Raw genomic sequence first — 14650 nt, 5'->3', positions numbered from 1 at the left:
GGCATTTGTATGCAGAATGAGGAAGGATTTACTCTGTTAGAGATGCTATTAGTAATGGTTGTCATAACTATATTATTACTATTAATTATTCCGAATGTAGTTACACAGCGTTCATCGGTCCAAGGAAAAGGGTGTGCAGCTTACGTGAAATCTATAGAAGCGCAAATACAAGTATATCAATTACAACATAATAAAATTCCATCGTTAAAAGAACTGACAGATGAAAAGTATATTACAACTGATAAGTGCCCGAATGGCGAATCTATTCATATTTCAGATGATGGCTCAGTATCAATTAGGGCATTGTGAAACAACAGGGGTTTACTTTTTTAGAAATGTTACTCGTTTTATTTGCTATTTCTGTATTAAGTGTAGTTACGTATTTTAGTGTTCATTCCTTATACGAGCGACAAAAAGTTGAACAATTTTTGAGACAGTTTTCAAATGATATTTTGTATATGCAGCAATTAGCGATAAATCGTCAAAAGCACTATACATTACGTTGGCATAAAGATAGAAATATGTATGCTATAAAAGAGTCAGGTACAAAGTATTATATCGTCAAGCGGGAGTATGAAGAAGATATACAAATTGATTTGCATACGTTTCCAAATCCGATGACATATAATCCAAGTGGAAATATTAATAGAGGTGGTACGATTATAATTTCATATCGAAATTATAAATATGAAATTGTATTTCAGCTTGGAAGAGGGAGATTTACGTATCGTGAAATGTCAAAAAGGATCCATAATGGCTGAAATGATTGTATCGTTAAGTATTTTAATGATGGCTGTATCGTTACTACTACCGCAAACAGTATTAGTTATGCAAGAAAGAAAAAATATACAAATTCGTTATAAGGCATCTGGATTATTAAAAAAGGAAGCAATTATATATATGTATGGAAATGAAGAAAAGCGAATAATAGAAAAGAATATAAATGGAATTGTGTATTACACATATTGGGGAGGCAATGAAGTTTGTACCATGTGGAGAGATGTGAAAGACAGAGTGATGGAACAATGCTTTTATGTAGGAGAAAAAATAAATTAGAATTTGGTTTTTCATTAATAGAAATGATTGTATGTCTGTTTCTATTATCAATATTTTTTTTGCTCTTTCCCCGCCTACATTTCATTGAAATGGAAAATAAACAGTCGAAAGGGTTAAATGATTGGGAGTGGGATGTGTATTTAGGGCAAATGCAATTGGAGTTTCGTGAAGTATCATCTGGAGAACAGCTAGCATTTGAAAATGGAGAAAGTATTTTACGATTTCGATCGCGTAATGGGAGTGAAGTATCGTATGAAAAAGAGAATAGTCGTCTTATAAGAAAGGTAAATAGGCGCGGGAGGGAAGTTGTTTTACAAAATATTGGAACGGTTTCTTACAAACTAACACCTCATGTACTCATTATAAATGTGAAAGATACTAGCGGAAAAATATATGAAGGTGTAGTTATGCGATATAGTGAAATGGAAATGAATGTATGAGAGGGCAAAATGGGTTTACAATGCCTGGAACACTCATCTTTCTTATTTTATTAACTTCTTTTTTTATATACGAAACAAATATGTTGTTTACAGATAAAAATTTTTATATAGAAATAGAACAAAAGTTTTTACTGGATGAACTACTTAACCGATCTATTACAGATATAAAAAAAGACTTACAGCAAAAAGAAAAAGAAGGTGCATTTTTCTTTCAGTATGAAAAGGGAGAAGTGAGTGGAAATTATATCTTTGAAAATGATTTAATTCTCGTTGCGTTGCAGTGTACACTCAAACAGGAAGCTTTCTATACGGTGAGCTTTCGGTATAGAAAAAAGGATGGAAAAATAGTCGATTGGATAGAAGAATAGTATGTAAAAAATACGAAGAAAAACCAGGGATTTCTATTGTAAATTGAATTGATTTTTTAGAAGAAATGGATAAATATAATGATTAAAAGTTTAAATTTTCTCAAAAAAGAGAAAGGTAGAAAGAATGTGATATATTCATGCTATCCAATCATTATTTTTAGGGAGAATAGGGAAATGACAAACAACAATCAAATAGGTGAAAATAAGGAACAAACTATTTTTGATCATAAAGGAAATACGATTATGACAGAAGATAGAGAAATACACATTATTTCAAAATTCGAAGAACCTCTTATTGTCGTATTAGCAAATGTACTAAGTGATGAAGAGTGTGATGAATTGATTGAAATGTCTAAAAATAAAATGAAGCGTTCTAAAGTTGGTTCATCACGTGATGTAAATGATATTCGAACAAGTAGCGGTGCATTTTTGGAAGACAATGAACTTACTTCAAAGATTGAAAAACGAATTTCATCTATCATGAATGTTCCTGCGTCGCATGGTGAAGGATTGCACATTTTAAATTATGAAGTGGATCAACAATATAAAGCACACTATGATTATTTTGCGGAACATAGTAGATCAGCTGCTAACAATCGTATTAGTACGCTTGTAATGTACTTAAATGATGTAGAAGAAGGCGGGGAAACGTACTTCCCGAAATTAAATCTTTCTGTACACCCTAGAAAGGGAATGGCAGTATACTTTGAGTATTTTTATCAAGATCAATCACTAAATGAGCTTACGTTACACGGAGGGGCACCTGTAACGAAAGGCGAGAAATGGATTGCAACGCAGTGGGTGAGAAGAGGTACTTATAAGTAAAAGCGAGTGTTACGTTTTGTTCTTCATAGTATAAGAACAAAACGTTTTTTTATTAAACAAAGTAGCATCTTTCGTTATAATAACAATTAATAAATGACGATTGAGAGGACAGAAAATGAAATCTATATACATAACCGGCTATATGGGAGCAGGGAAAACAACAATTGGAAAAGCATTAAGTCAAGAACTTCAAATGGATGTTGTAGATACTGATCAAAAAATCGAAGAGAAGCAAGAGAAGGCAATTCGTGATATTTTTGCCGAAGAAGGCGAAACGGCTTTTCGGGAATATGAAAGCGAAATGTTACGTTCGCTACCAGTCCATAATGTCATTATTACAACTGGTGGGGGAATTATTGAACGAGCGGAAAATCGCAAGTGGATGAAAGAGAACGGAACTGTCGTGTATTTATATTGTGATCCGCATGTAATTGCAGAGAGGCTTCGTGAAGATACGACACGTCCACTATTTCAAAAGAAAGATATAGATGCATTTGTAACGAAATTTGAATTACGCCGAGCTTATTATGAAGAGGCTCATATTCATATCGATACGACAAATAAGTCTGTAAAGCAAATTATGAATGAATTAAAGGAAAAGATTAATGTATAAAAAAGTGGACATACTAATCAAGTAGAGGTGATGATAATATGTCTACTAATGATTATGTTCGCTTTGTGACGCAGCAGTTTGTGTCGTATATGGATGCTCCAAAAGAAGATCGAAAACAAAAGAAAGAACAACGCCGTGCTGAAAAAGAGCCATTTATGAATAAGTGGTTTGGTGTTATGCCGCTGAGTGCTGCTTTGTTTTATCGAAATGTAAAAAGTAAAAGAAAAAAATCAAGTTAAATTTTAGTCATATGTCTAGCAAAATAAAGATCCCCTAGTGTCGTAATACACTAGGGGATTTTTATTTACTGCACGGATTCTTGTTCTTCCGTAACGGCATGTATTTTATTGTTCACCCATACGAACCCTATTCCGATACAAATAGAAATGCCCCAGCCGACAGCGGTCATAATCGCTCTCATTTCACCGTAGCCATCTACACCAAAAACAGAGATGAAATAAATTTTTAAAAAGCTTTTTAATATAAATTGCAGCCCGAAAAATAACGTTAAATATTGCAGTGCTGGATATATACGACTATCACGATAAAGCTCACGACTTTTATCGCGGTCATGTCCTTGCAGCGCTGCAATATCCGCAGCGAAATATAACATGAGTGGTTTTTTTATGAAAATTGTACAGATGACGATAATACCGAGTACGATGTGATAATATGCATCATTCCACAACATTCGTTCAGCTGACCCAGATAATAAATCTACCGTTGTATTAGAAATGAGTGTAATTAAAATAAAGAACCCTGTCACGTTAAACTGTTTTTCTTTTTTAAAGGTATACAGTGTATAAATAATCCCCGGAACAGAGGAAAGTAACATCGCGTAATAAGGATCGATATAAGGTTTTGCAAATTTCCAAATGAGGAATGGGATTACGAGATAAAAGACAAGATCTAATATAGCTTTTTTATTTTGATTCATACAAAGCCTCCTTAAGTCATACATATATTTTATAATATAATTTCTGAAAATTGTATAAGGTTTAATGGGAAAAGAAAAAATATATCAATTTTCGAGGGGTTAGTAGATTGAAAAAAATTGCCCCTAGCGTAGTAAGTTTTTTTAGTATATAATAAAGGAAACGCTTTCATTTTTAATTTGTTCACAAAATGGACGGAAAATCACATATTTACTATCGATATGTTGCTTTATAATGAAACTAATTAAATATACATGCATACAATATTGTGAAATAAATAACATAAATAATCTATATAAATGTAAACGTTATCAAAAGAGAGAGGTGGAGACAATGAGTAAATTTTTCTTCAATCATAATCCAGCAACAGTAGAGGATGGAAGGCTTGTTAAATATGCTGAAATTATTTATGGAGAAGGTGGCCGTTCTGTATTAGAAAATTTAATGGTGAAGGCATCTATCAGATTGCGTGATCGTTATCCGAATAAATCTGACGAGCAGATCTCGAACCTAGTAAATAAAGGCATCCATGATATGTTTCAAAAATATGTGAGCGAGTAAGAGTAGCCAATGGCTGCTCTTATTTTTTGTATAAGGATTGTAACTCTAGCTGAAAATAAACATGTATTTTGAAAAACGTAAAAAGGAGTGGGAAAGATGAGCAATGGAATTGGACGTTCGAAAGAAAATCTTCCAACTGATGCAAATCATGTGAGTGCAAAGGATCGTGCACACCAGAAACGTATGGCACAGAAAAAACAGCAAGAGCGTAGTGGTGATAGCGAGTAGGGTAGAAAATAGCTCAAAAGAGGCTCCTTCTAAAGCAGAAGGAGCTTCTTCAAGATAGAAAATGATTCGCGGTAACATAAAAAAGGCCACCGTTAATAATTTGCACTGTAATATGTGGTTCATACTGTTCTTGCAGAGCTTGTTTTTCAATTTCATAGCTCTCAGGAAGTTCGTCACTTTCTTCATAAAAACGGTTTAAAAGGTCTAGATCATGATTCCAACGCACTCTTGCTTCTTTTGCCCACGTATGGTCATCTTCTGCAATTATATTTTTTAAAGCGTCTTCTATGCGTTGTAAACCACTTTGAGGTTTAATGATGGGCGAGAGCGTAAAACAAAAATCAGGTATTTTTGGTGTAAGTTTAATGTTTGTTAATGTTTCATGAAAGTTTGCCATCATTGTTCCAGAAATGAGATGAATGCCAATCGAGTGAAGGATGTCTTTTTTTCGATCACATTGATAGGAAACTTTTATATTAATACCGAGCCAAGGGTGGAGCGGTGTATGTGTTGCCCCATTATGTCTTACATCCTCATATAAACGTATGTAAGAGCCTAATTCTTTTGTCGTTTGGAAAATTTGATGTAGACGTGGTGAACCGTAGTGAATAAGCTCACCATCATTTTCTTCATTTTCTGGATTTGTAATAAGAGTAAGGCGCATCGGATTCGGTACGCCTCCTGTTTTCTCAAGATAGTGCCAATAAAAAGGGCGATTCATTAATAATTTATCCATCTCAATTGTTAACTGTACATCTAATAAATGAGGAGAACGTTCTAAAATTTCACAGTTATTCGCCTCAAAGAAATTGTATAAGTAATTATGAATTTCATGTTGCTGCATAGCCTTGCACCTCAGCTTCATTTCGTTTCGCAAAGTCGATAATAGATGTTAAGTTTTCCATCTTAATTCTAATTTCACCTTCGCTTTTTGATTGCGCGAAAATTTCTTGAATGTGCGCGTCGATGTTTTTCATATTAATTCTCGTTAAAATTTCATCGAGTTCACCGATAACACGCTCGAATAAGTTGATTTTTTCATATAACAGTTTCAGAATATGTTCTTCAACAGTATGCTTTGTAGCTAAGTTATAAATATGAACATCATTCTTTTGACCGAGACGGTGAATACGTCCGATTCTTTGCTCAAGACGCATTGGATTCCATGGCAAATCATAATTGATCATATGGCTACAAAACTGTAAGTTAATGCCTTCTCCGCCAGCTTCCGTTGCAATTAACACTTGGGCACGATTTTGGAAAAGTTCCTTCATCCAATCTTTCTTCCCGCGTTTAAATCCGCCGCGGAATGGGACGGAAGAAATACCGTGTTGTTGTAAAAACCATTGTAAGTACATCTGTGATGCTCGGTATTCCGTGAAAATGACGACTTTATCGTCAATTTCTTTTATAAGCTCTAGAGCTTTAGTTGCTTTCGAGTTGAAAGGAATATGATTAATTTTGTCCATTAGCACATCGATATGTGGATCTTTTATATAATGTTCATTTTCTTTCTGTCTTTTTTCTACATGCTTTTTCAATGAATAGTAAACAGCCTCACGACTACTGCACGCTTCCCGTTTTAAAGTTAACGATGAGAAAGCAGATGTGAAGGCGTCTTGCCCTCGCCAATTTTCGATATCATTATATAGAGCTTGTTCTTGTTCATTAAACTCAACAAAAATTGTACGTACATGTCTCTTCGGCCAATCGATACCGGTATTATGTCGTCTATTTCGCACCATTACTTTGTTAATGAGAGCTTTTAAGTCTTCATCTGATTCGGCTGAACGATTTTTGGAAGCGTAATATTCTTCAAAGTTGGATTGATTGCCTAGATGTCCTGGCTTTAATAAAGAAACAAGGTTAAAAATTTCATCAATCTTATTTTGAACAGGAGTAGCGGTTAGTAATAAACAAAACTTCTTTTTTAATCGTTGTGCAAATTCATAGTTTTTTGTTTTATTATTTTTCAGTTTATGTGCTTCATCGATAATAATAAGGTCATATTCTAAGTTCAACACGATATCGCGATGTGGTGAACGTTTCGCAGTATCAATTGATGATACGATTACGTCAGCTTGTTCCCACGAGTAGCTTTTCTTTTGTGCTACAGCGGGAATGAAAAACTTTGTATTCAGCTCGTATGCCCATTGTGATACGAGAGAAGCTGGGACAAGTATAAGTACCTTTTTCACAAGCCCGCGGACCATGTATTCTTTCAAAATAAGTCCAGCTTCGATTGTTTTTCCAAGACCTACTTCATCTGCTAGAATCGCTTTACCATTCATTTGTTCAATTACATTTTGAGCGACTTCTAATTGATGCGGAAGCGGTGTGAAATGGGATAAATGTTTCGGTGCTTGTAGTCCATCAAAAGTAGGAACAAGTAACGATTTTTCTGTTTCATAAGCTAAGTGATATAAATCCCAGTTTGTCCAAGGACCATCTTCATCAATTCTATTTAAAAAATTGTTTTGCCACGTCCGATCTACGGAAATATCGACATTCATTACGACTCTCCCACCTTTTATAAACTAAAGTAATTATTTTTTAATGTATGATGATTTGCCTTAAAAGAAGGCATAATTATCGTTATTAAAGGCTATATGATAGACAATAATAAAGTATTAAATCTCAAAAGCTGTATTTATTGTGTTTTAACATAAAAAATTCTAAATTATTTTTTATGCTAGAATATTGATGAAATATAGCGAATGATGTTAGGATAATGGTGTGAAATGTGTGGAATCTTTCGTATTTTATCCAAGAAAGTGATTTTTTATTTACGCTTTCATAAAAAAATATAATGAGATTCCGTATATCCTATCTTTTCAGAATGAAAATGTTTAGAAAAGGGAAGCAACTTTTATTGATTTGTCAAAGCATAAGGGGGAGAGAGCATGATTACATTACAACGTACACCGTTATTTGATGTATACGCGAAGTATGGTGGGAAAACAATCGACTTCGGTGGTTGGGAATTACCAGTTCAATTTTCAAGCATTAAAGAAGAACACGAAGCTGTACGTACAGCTGCAGGTTTGTTCGATGTGTCTCATATGGGAGAAGTTGAAGTAAAAGGTGTAGATAGTTTAGCATTTTTACAACGTGTTGTTACAAATGACGTATCTACCTTAAAGGTAGGGGGCGCACAATATACAGCTATGTGCTACGAAAATGGTGGTACAGTAGATGATTTATTAATCTACAAACGTGGTGAAGAAGACTATTTATTAGTAATCAATGCATCAAATATCGAGAAAGATTACGAATGGTTAGCAAGTCATGTAATTGGCGATGCGACAGTAGTCAATGTTTCTAGTGAAGTTGCACAGCTTGCAATTCAAGGACCAAAAGCAGAAGGCATTTTACAAAAAGTTGTGTCAGAAGATTTGAAAGAAATTAAGTTCTTTAAATTTAAAAACGATATTCTTGTAGATGGAATTCCAGCACTTGTATCTCGTACAGGTTATACAGGTGAAGATGGATTCGAAATTTACTGTAAGAGTGAAGATGCTGCAAAACTTTGGGAGAAACTTCTTGAAGTTGGAGCAGAAGAGGGCTTAAAAGCATGTGGTTTAGGTGCTCGTGATACACTTCGATTCGAAGCAACATTACCACTTTATGGACAAGAATTATCAAAAGATATTACACCGATTGAGGCTGGAATTGGCTTTGCGGTAAAAACAAATAAAGAAGCAGACTTCTTTGGAAAAGCAACGTTAAAAGAGCAAAAAGAAAACGGTGCGCCTCGTAAATTAGTCGGCATTGAAGTAATCGAACGTGGAATTCCTCGTACGCATTACCCTGTATTTATTGGTGAAGAAAAAATTGGGGAAGTAACGAGTGGTACACAATCTCCAACGTTAAAGAAAAGCATTGGTTTAGCACTAATTGATGTAAAATACGCAGCAGTTGATACAGAAGTAGAAATTGAAATTCGTAATAAACGCGTCAAAGCAGTAGTTGTTCCAACACCATTTTACAAACGTTCAAAGTAACGGGGAGAGGGGTAGATTTCATGTTGCATCGTTATCTTCCAATGACAGAAGAAGACAAAAAAGAAATGTTACAAACGATCGGTGTTCAAACGATCGATGAATTGTTCTCTGATATTCCAGAGAGTGTTCGTTTTAAAGGGGATTTAAAAATTAAAGAAGCAAAATCAGAGCCAGAGCTTTTAAAAGAGCTATCTCAAATGGCTAGTAAAAATGCTAACTTAAAAGAATACGCTTCTTTCTTAGGAGCAGGCGTATACGATCATTATGCTCCAGTAATTGTAGATCATGTTATTTCTCGCTCAGAATTTTATACAGCTTACACACCATACCAACCGGAAATTTCACAAGGGGAATTACAAGCAATCTTTGAATTCCAAACAATGATTTGTGAATTAACAGGAATGGATGTAGCAAACTCTTCTATGTATGACGGGGGTACAGCTTTAGCTGAAGCGGCAATGTTAGCAGCTGGCCATACTCGCAAAAAGAAAATTCTTGTATCTAGCGCGGTTCATCCAGAATCAAGAGCAGTACTTGAAACGTATGCAAAAGGTCAAAATCTTGAAGTTGTTGAAATTAATCATAAAGATGGTGTAACAGATTTAGACGTATTACAAAGTGAAGTAGATGATACAGTTGCTTGTGTAATCGTTCAATATCCAAACTTCTTCGGACAAGTTGAAAAATTAGCTGATATTGAAAAAATCGTTCATCAACAAAAATCATTATTTATCGTTTCTTCAAATCCATTATCATTAGGCGCATTAACACCACCAGGGAAATTTGGTGCTGATATTGTAATCGGTGATGCACAACCATTCGGTATTCCAACGCAGTTTGGTGGACCGCACTGTGGTTACTTTGCAACAACGAAAGCATTTATGCGTAAAATTCCAGGACGTCTTGTTGGACAAACTGTAGATTCAGATGGTAAACGTGGATTTGTATTAACGTTACAAGCACGTGAACAGCATATTCGCCGTGATAAAGCGACGTCTAATATTTGTTCAAACCAAGCGTTAAATGCATTAGCAGCTTCTGTTGCAATGACGGCACTTGGCAAACAAGGTGTGAAAGAAATGGCACGTCAAAACATTTCTAAAGCACAGTATGCAAAACGTCAATTTGAGGCGAAAGGCTTCACAGTAACATTTGCTGGACCATTCTTCAATGAGTTTGTTGTAGATTGCAAACGTCCAGTGAAAGAAGTAAACGATGCATTATTACAAAAGAATATTATCGGTGGTTACGATCTAGGCCGTGATTATAAAGAGCATGAAAACCATATGCTTGTAGCAGTAACTGAGCTTCGTACAAAAGAGGAAATTGACACACTTGTAAACGAAATGGGGGCTATCCAATGAAGAATCAAGACCAAGCACTTATCTTTGAAGTGAGTAAAGAAGGACGCATAGGATATAGCTTACCCAAATTAGATGTAGAAGAAGTGAAACTAGAAGATGTGTTTGAGAGCGATTATATTCGAGTAGAAGATGCAGAGCTACCAGAAGTATCTGAACTTGATATTATGCGCCACTATACAGCACTTTCAAACCGTAACCACGGTGTTGATTCTGGATTCTATCCACTTGGATCTTGTACGATGAAATATAATCCGAAAATTAATGAGAGTGTAGCTCGTTTCGCAGGATTTGCAAATATTCATCCACTGCAAGATGAAAAGACAGTACAAGGTGCAATGGAATTAATGTATGACTTACAAGAGCATTTAATTGAAATTACAGGTATGGATACTGTTACTTTACAACCAGCAGCTGGTGCACACGGAGAATGGACAGGTTTAATGTTAATTCGTGCATACCATGAAGCGAAAGGTGACTTTAACCGTACGAAAGTAATTGTACCTGACTCTGCTCACGGAACGAACCCGGCATCTGCAACTGTAGCTGGTTTTGAAACAATTACAGTAAAATCAAATGAAAATGGCCTTGTTGACTTAGAAGACTTAAAACGTGTTGTAAACGAAGAAACAGCAGCACTTATGTTAACAAATCCTAATACATTAGGTCTATTCGAAGAAAATATTTTAGAAATGGCAGAAATCGTCCATAATGCAGGCGGTAAGTTATACTATGATGGTGCAAACTTAAATGCGGTATTAAGCCAAGCACGCCCAGGAGATATGGGATTTGACGTTGTGCATTTAAACCTTCATAAAACATTTACAGGTCCTCACGGCGGTGGTGGCCCAGGTTCTGGTCCAGTAGGTGTGAAAGCTGATTTAATTCCGTACTTACCAAAACCGATTTTAGAAAAAACGGAAAATGGTTATCACTTCAACTACGACCGTCCAGAAGCAATTGGTCGTGTGAAGCCATTCTATGGTAACTTCGGAATTAACGTTCGTGCATACACGTATATTCGCTCTATGGGTCCAGATGGCTTGCGTGCAGTAACTGAGTATGCTGTATTAAATGCGAACTATATGATGAGAAGATTAGCGCCATTCTACGATCTTCCATTCGATAGACATTGTAAGCATGAATTTGTATTATCAGGTCGTCGTCAAAAGAAACTTGGCGTACGTACATTAGATATTGCAAAACGTCTGCTTGATTTCGGTTACCATCCACCAACAATTTACTTCCCATTAAATGTGGAAGAATGTATTATGATTGAGCCGACAGAAACAGAATCAAAAGAAACATTAGATGGTTTCATTGATAAGATGATTCAAATCGCTAAAGAAGTAGAAGAAAATCCAGAAGTTGTACAAGAAGCACCGCATACGACAGTCATTAAACGTTTAGACGAAACGATGGCTGCACGTAAACCAGTTTTACGTTATGCAAAGCCAGCTCCTGTACAAGTTTGATTAGAATAACAAAAGGAGAACTCGCTGCGGCGGGTTCTTTTTTTGTATGGAGAATTTGTGCAGAAATAGTGAAGAAAATGTTAAAAAATTATATTTTTTGTTTCCTAATGGTGTAAAGGTGTAGTTTTATAGGTAGTTTTGTTGAAAAAGTCGGTTTGATAAAAGTATTTATTTTTGTTAGAATTTTATTGAAATTAAGAAGATGTGATGAGGCAAAAATTACTCATTTTTATGTATATGTGAAAAAACGAGCAAGACGGGGGTGAAAGTGTGGGATATCGATGTTATAGAATGGTATACCATTTAGAAAATGGAGAAACAATTAAAGATGTAAAAGAATTTTGCTATCGAGACCAAGGGAAAGTGTTAGAAAGAGTAGCAAATCGTGTAATGGATAATAGAGAAGTGACGGCGATTGATAAACAAGGAACAATCATTTCAATAGCATGTGAGGACATTGTAAAGGTGGAACTTGATTACATAACAGAAAGTTAACCTTGAGTCATATCGAATTATTCGATAAAATAAACTGTTGAATGGTGAAGTGAGAAGAGAGGAGTTTATCATGGGTAGTACAAGACACTTTTATATGTTTATCTTAGCGTTTGTTCTTGTTGTGGCATTAACGATTTACTTAATCGTTGACAGCAGCTGGTACAACACGGTTCATCCGGCATTCCTTCTGTTTATGTATATAGGAATTGCAGTAGTAAGTTTCGGAATGAGAGACGAGATGTTAGATCGCTTTGAAAAGTGATACATATACGAAAGACCAACAGGAAAATGTTGGTCTTTTTTTCTTGCCAAAAATAGGATGCTGTGTATATACTGTATATATAAGGTATATACAGTATATACACACACTGGAGGAAAACATGAATATTATTATTTCGAATTCTTCCCAAGACCCTATTTATGTGCAAATAAGAAAACAATTAAGCCAGCTTATTTTAAATGGTGGTTTAAAGGGTGGAGACCAATTACCGTCTATTCGTAGCTTAGCGAAGGAATTGCAAATTAGTGTAATTACAACGAAGCGTGCGTACGAGGAGCTTGAAAAAGAAGGATATATAGAAACTGTTGCTGGGAAGGGGACTTATGTTTCACGTAAAAATAATGAACTATTAAAAGAACAGCGGCTACGTCTATTGGAAAGTAAGGCTGAAGAAATCGTAAAAGAAAGTAAAGTGTTGCAGCTTTCACTTGAAGAATTGCAGCAGATGATTGCGTTTTTATATAAGGGGGAATGAGAGAGATGTTAGAGTTAAAAAACGTTTGTAAAAGTTATGAAGATTTTGCAGTGAAAAATATAAGTTTTGCATTACCACGAGGATATATTATGGGGTTTGTCGGACCAAATGGTGCTGGGAAAAGTACAACGATCAAAATGATTATGAATTTAATTAGAAAAGATAGCGGCGATATAAAAATTTTTGGCAAAGACAATAAGAAAGCTGAAAAGGACATAAAACAAAATATTGGTTTTGTATATGATGAAAATCATTATTACGAAGATTTAACGTGTGAACAAATGAAACGTATTATTGCACCGTTATATAAAAAGTGGGACGAAAATCAATACCAATCGTATATGCACAGATTGCAAGTTCCAAAGTATAAAAAAATTAAAGAGCTATCTAAAGGGATGAAAATGAAGTTTGCGATTGCCATCGCACTTTCACATCATGCAGAGTTTATCATTATGGATGAGCCGACAGCAGGATTAGATCCAGTTGTCCGAAGTGAATTACTTGATATGTTGCAAGAAATTGTAATGGAAGATGAAGTATCTGTATTATTCTCAACCCACATTACAACGGATTTAGAACGTATTGCAGATTATATTACGTTTATCAACGATGGAGAAATTATATTTACTGGTGAAAAAGATGAATTAATGGAGAACTACGTAATCGTTAAGGGAAGCAATGATTTATTAGATCGAGAAGGAAAAGAACTATTTGTTGGATTACGAAAAAATAAATTCGGTTTCGAAGGTTTAGCGAAGGATAAACAAGGAATTATCGATTGGTTTGGAAATGAGGTTGTACTAGAAAAGCCTACATTAGATGACATTATCGTTTACACTGCGAAAGGGAGAGGTGCCTATGCGTCAGCTAATCTATAAAGATTTGTTCTTTTTTCGGGTTATGTGGTTAGTGTATTTTATTATGCCTCTTGTTTTCTTTGGATTAGATCCAGATGGTGAATTGTTATTTCCAATGAGTTGCTTACTCATAACGATATCATCTTCTATGATACTAATAGCGATGGATGAAAAAAATAAAAGTGATGTTATTATAAATAGTTTACCTGTTGGACGAAAGGATATCATTATTGCTAGATATATTTCGGGTGTAATATTTATTGTAGGTGGCATGATTTCTACTACGCTAGTTGTTTTTCTTATAAGAGGTATCGCTGTCATTGGTGATATTGGAGCTTATCATCCCAATTTGTATATTGAAATTCCTTGGTATGTAGTAGTCAGAGGTGCTGTATATTCTTTAGTTTATATTACAGCATTATTCCCGAGTTATTATGGGACAAAATCAAAAGTAGTACGTGGAATATTTACAGGTGGAGCCGCTGGAATAGGTGTTATTGTTGGAATGTTTATTGGTGACGGAGAAAGTGCTACGGCATCATTCATTGATTGGATTATGAATCCATTACATTTTGGCATATTTATAGTTGGATTAATCACACTAGCTAGTGCCTATATCGCTTCTATGTTTCTTACAATTAAAATTTATGAAACGCGTGATTTATAGAGAGGAGAAT

The 14650-nt window shown here is 35.0% G+C and carries 22 protein-coding genes; 18 read left to right on the top strand and 4 right to left on the bottom strand.

From position 1 onward, the window contains the following. The first annotated feature begins 9 nt into the window (after positions 1-9). The 8 genes from comGC (at position 10) to N2V79_RS20770 (ending at position 3541) form a co-directional block, all read left to right on the top strand. Entirely contained in the window at positions 10-309 is a 300-nt protein-coding gene (comGC, locus tag N2V79_RS20805; protein ID WP_053563652.1) for a competence type IV pilus major pilin ComGC, read from the top strand. Next, positions 306-761 carry a competence type IV pilus minor pilin ComGD gene (gene comGD, locus N2V79_RS20800; RefSeq protein ID WP_002094140.1) on the top strand — a complete coding sequence of 152 codons (456 nt, stop codon included), beginning with the start codon at positions 306-308 and terminating at the stop codon, positions 759-761. Before comGC ends, comGD begins: the two co-directional genes overlap by 4 nt. Then, on the top strand, positions 754-1056 hold the full coding sequence (locus N2V79_RS20795; RefSeq protein ID WP_000829462.1) for a hypothetical protein: 303 nt from the start codon (positions 754-756) through the stop codon (positions 1054-1056). Before comGD ends, N2V79_RS20795 begins: the two co-directional genes overlap by 8 nt. Continuing rightward, entirely contained in the window at positions 1026-1496 is a 471-nt protein-coding gene (comGF, locus tag N2V79_RS20790; protein WP_000923102.1) for a competence type IV pilus minor pilin ComGF, read from the top strand. The genes N2V79_RS20795 and comGF overlap by 31 nt, the downstream gene beginning before the upstream one ends. Further along, complete coding sequence (comGG, locus tag N2V79_RS20785; protein WP_069356197.1) at positions 1493-1864, top strand: competence type IV pilus minor pilin ComGG; 372 nt, start codon at positions 1493-1495, stop codon at positions 1862-1864. Before comGF ends, comGG begins: the two co-directional genes overlap by 4 nt. 174 nt (positions 1865-2038) lie before the next feature. Next, positions 2039-2689, top strand: a complete 651-nt coding sequence (locus N2V79_RS20780) for a 2OG-Fe(II) oxygenase (RefSeq protein ID WP_000183863.1) — start codon at positions 2039-2041, stop codon at positions 2687-2689. A gap of 115 nt (positions 2690-2804) precedes the next feature. Further along, positions 2805-3302, top strand: coding sequence for a shikimate kinase (locus N2V79_RS20775; protein ID WP_000836660.1), 498 nt, complete (start codon positions 2805-2807; stop codon positions 3300-3302). A gap of 38 nt (positions 3303-3340) precedes the next feature. Then, entirely contained in the window at positions 3341-3541 is a 201-nt protein-coding gene (locus N2V79_RS20770) for a YqzE family protein (RefSeq protein WP_000106083.1), read from the top strand. A gap of 65 nt (positions 3542-3606) precedes the next feature. On the opposite strand, the gene N2V79_RS20765 is transcribed toward N2V79_RS20770, so the two are convergent. Both N2V79_RS20765 and N2V79_RS20760 read right to left on the bottom strand, forming a co-directional pair. Continuing rightward, positions 3607-4239: a VC0807 family protein gene (locus N2V79_RS20765; RefSeq protein ID WP_001073111.1), complete on the bottom strand. Its 633-nt coding sequence runs from the start codon at positions 4237-4239 to the stop codon at positions 3607-3609. 141 nt (positions 4240-4380) lie between these two features. Beyond that, positions 4381-4497 carry a hypothetical protein gene (locus N2V79_RS20760; protein ID WP_001987222.1) on the bottom strand — a complete coding sequence of 39 codons (117 nt, stop codon included), beginning with the start codon at positions 4495-4497 and terminating at the stop codon, positions 4381-4383. A 73-nt stretch (positions 4498-4570) separates the two neighbouring features. Between N2V79_RS20760 and N2V79_RS20755 the strand changes: the two genes are divergently transcribed. Continuing rightward, complete coding sequence (locus N2V79_RS20755; protein ID WP_000032702.1) at positions 4571-4798, top strand: hypothetical protein; 228 nt, start codon at positions 4571-4573, stop codon at positions 4796-4798. A 96-nt stretch (positions 4799-4894) separates the two neighbouring features. Continuing rightward, entirely contained in the window at positions 4895-5026 is a 132-nt protein-coding gene (locus N2V79_RS20750) for a hypothetical protein (protein ID WP_050844516.1), read from the top strand. A 49-nt stretch (positions 5027-5075) separates the two neighbouring features. Here the strand turns inward: N2V79_RS20750 and N2V79_RS20745 are convergent, their stop codons facing one another. Both N2V79_RS20745 and N2V79_RS20740 read right to left on the bottom strand, forming a co-directional pair. Continuing rightward, entirely contained in the window at positions 5076-5870 is a 795-nt protein-coding gene (locus tag N2V79_RS20745; protein WP_044784477.1) for a YqhG family protein, read from the bottom strand. Beyond that, a complete protein-coding gene (locus N2V79_RS20740) occupies positions 5857-7539 on the bottom strand; it encodes a DEAD/DEAH box helicase (RefSeq protein ID WP_001100040.1) in 1683 nt (560 codons plus the stop codon). The genes N2V79_RS20745 and N2V79_RS20740 overlap by 14 nt, the downstream gene beginning before the upstream one ends. 390 nt (positions 7540-7929) lie before the next feature. On the opposite strand from N2V79_RS20740, the gene gcvT reads away from it, so the two are divergent. The 8 genes from gcvT (at position 7930) to N2V79_RS20700 (ending at position 14640) form a co-directional block, all read left to right on the top strand. Continuing rightward, the gene (gene gcvT / locus N2V79_RS20735) at positions 7930-9030 is read left to right on the top strand and encodes a glycine cleavage system aminomethyltransferase GcvT (RefSeq protein WP_000631769.1); all 1101 of its coding nucleotides are present in this window, start codon (positions 7930-7932) and stop codon (positions 9028-9030) included. Positions 9031-9050: 20 nt separating this feature from the next. Next, complete coding sequence (gene gcvPA, locus N2V79_RS20730) at positions 9051-10394, top strand: aminomethyl-transferring glycine dehydrogenase subunit 1 (protein WP_000903240.1); 1344 nt, start codon at positions 9051-9053, stop codon at positions 10392-10394. Beyond that, positions 10391-11866, top strand: a complete 1476-nt coding sequence (gcvPB, locus tag N2V79_RS20725) for an aminomethyl-transferring glycine dehydrogenase subunit 2 (RefSeq protein ID WP_000795695.1) — start codon at positions 10391-10393, stop codon at positions 11864-11866. The genes gcvPA and gcvPB overlap by 4 nt, the downstream gene beginning before the upstream one ends. A gap of 291 nt (positions 11867-12157) precedes the next feature. Further along, complete coding sequence (locus N2V79_RS20720; RefSeq protein ID WP_000262496.1) at positions 12158-12361, top strand: DUF3929 family protein; 204 nt, start codon at positions 12158-12160, stop codon at positions 12359-12361. Positions 12362-12431: 70 nt separating this feature from the next. After that, entirely contained in the window at positions 12432-12623 is a 192-nt protein-coding gene (locus N2V79_RS20715; RefSeq protein WP_000535933.1) for a hypothetical protein, read from the top strand. Positions 12624-12741: 118 nt separating this feature from the next. Then, the gene (locus N2V79_RS20710; protein ID WP_001021350.1) at positions 12742-13116 is read left to right on the top strand and encodes a GntR family transcriptional regulator; all 375 of its coding nucleotides are present in this window, start codon (positions 12742-12744) and stop codon (positions 13114-13116) included. Positions 13117-13121: 5 nt separating this feature from the next. After that, positions 13122-13994, top strand: coding sequence for an ABC transporter ATP-binding protein (locus N2V79_RS20705; protein ID WP_065222868.1), 873 nt, complete (start codon positions 13122-13124; stop codon positions 13992-13994). Then, positions 13975-14640, top strand: a complete 666-nt coding sequence (locus N2V79_RS20700; protein ID WP_078400978.1) for an ABC-2 transporter permease — start codon at positions 13975-13977, stop codon at positions 14638-14640. The genes N2V79_RS20705 and N2V79_RS20700 overlap by 20 nt, the downstream gene beginning before the upstream one ends. Positions 14641-14650 lie beyond the last annotated feature (10 nt).

Origin of the sequence: Bacillus sp. CH_70, from assembly GCF_038007045.1 — a bacterium.
Taxonomy (GTDB): domain Bacteria; phylum Bacillota; class Bacilli; order Bacillales; family Bacillaceae_G; genus Bacillus_A; species Bacillus_A cereus.
Note: the sequence above shows the minus strand (reverse complement) of the source record. Positions and strands in the feature narration are given on the sequence as shown.

Coding starts and splice junctions, on each gene's coding strand:
- comGC (WP_053563652.1), top strand. CDS start 10: ATGCAGAATGAGGAAGGATTTACTCTGTTAGAGATGCTATTAGTAATG.
- N2V79_RS20795 (WP_000829462.1), top strand. CDS start 754: ATGGCTGAAATGATTGTATCGTTAAGTATTTTAATGATGGCTGTATCG.
- comGF (WP_000923102.1), top strand. CDS start 1,026: ATGCTTTTATGTAGGAGAAAAAATAAATTAGAATTTGGTTTTTCATTA.
- comGG (WP_069356197.1), top strand. CDS start 1,493: ATGAGAGGGCAAAATGGGTTTACAATGCCTGGAACACTCATCTTTCTT.
- N2V79_RS20780 (WP_000183863.1), top strand. CDS start 2,039: ATGACAAACAACAATCAAATAGGTGAAAATAAGGAACAAACTATTTTT.
- N2V79_RS20775 (WP_000836660.1), top strand. CDS start 2,805: ATGAAATCTATATACATAACCGGCTATATGGGAGCAGGGAAAACAACA.
- N2V79_RS20770 (WP_000106083.1), top strand. CDS start 3,341: ATGTCTACTAATGATTATGTTCGCTTTGTGACGCAGCAGTTTGTGTCG.
- N2V79_RS20765 (WP_001073111.1), bottom strand. CDS start 4,239: ATGAATCAAAATAAAAAAGCTATATTAGATCTTGTCTTTTATCTCGTA.
- N2V79_RS20760 (WP_001987222.1), bottom strand. CDS start 4,497: ATGCATGTATATTTAATTAGTTTCATTATAAAGCAACATATCGATAGT.
- N2V79_RS20755 (WP_000032702.1), top strand. CDS start 4,571: ATGAGTAAATTTTTCTTCAATCATAATCCAGCAACAGTAGAGGATGGA.
- N2V79_RS20750 (WP_050844516.1), top strand. CDS start 4,895: ATGAGCAATGGAATTGGACGTTCGAAAGAAAATCTTCCAACTGATGCA.
- N2V79_RS20745 (WP_044784477.1), bottom strand. CDS start 5,870: ATGCAGCAACATGAAATTCATAATTACTTATACAATTTCTTTGAGGCG.
- N2V79_RS20740 (WP_001100040.1), bottom strand. CDS start 7,539: ATGAATGTCGATATTTCCGTAGATCGGACGTGGCAAAACAATTTTTTA.
- gcvT (WP_000631769.1), top strand. CDS start 7,930: ATGATTACATTACAACGTACACCGTTATTTGATGTATACGCGAAGTAT.
- gcvPA (WP_000903240.1), top strand. CDS start 9,051: ATGTTGCATCGTTATCTTCCAATGACAGAAGAAGACAAAAAAGAAATG.
- gcvPB (WP_000795695.1), top strand. CDS start 10,391: ATGAAGAATCAAGACCAAGCACTTATCTTTGAAGTGAGTAAAGAAGGA.
- N2V79_RS20720 (WP_000262496.1), top strand. CDS start 12,158: ATGGTATACCATTTAGAAAATGGAGAAACAATTAAAGATGTAAAAGAA.
- N2V79_RS20715 (WP_000535933.1), top strand. CDS start 12,432: ATGGGTAGTACAAGACACTTTTATATGTTTATCTTAGCGTTTGTTCTT.
- N2V79_RS20710 (WP_001021350.1), top strand. CDS start 12,742: ATGAATATTATTATTTCGAATTCTTCCCAAGACCCTATTTATGTGCAA.
- N2V79_RS20705 (WP_065222868.1), top strand. CDS start 13,122: ATGTTAGAGTTAAAAAACGTTTGTAAAAGTTATGAAGATTTTGCAGTG.
- N2V79_RS20700 (WP_078400978.1), top strand. CDS start 13,975: ATGCGTCAGCTAATCTATAAAGATTTGTTCTTTTTTCGGGTTATGTGG.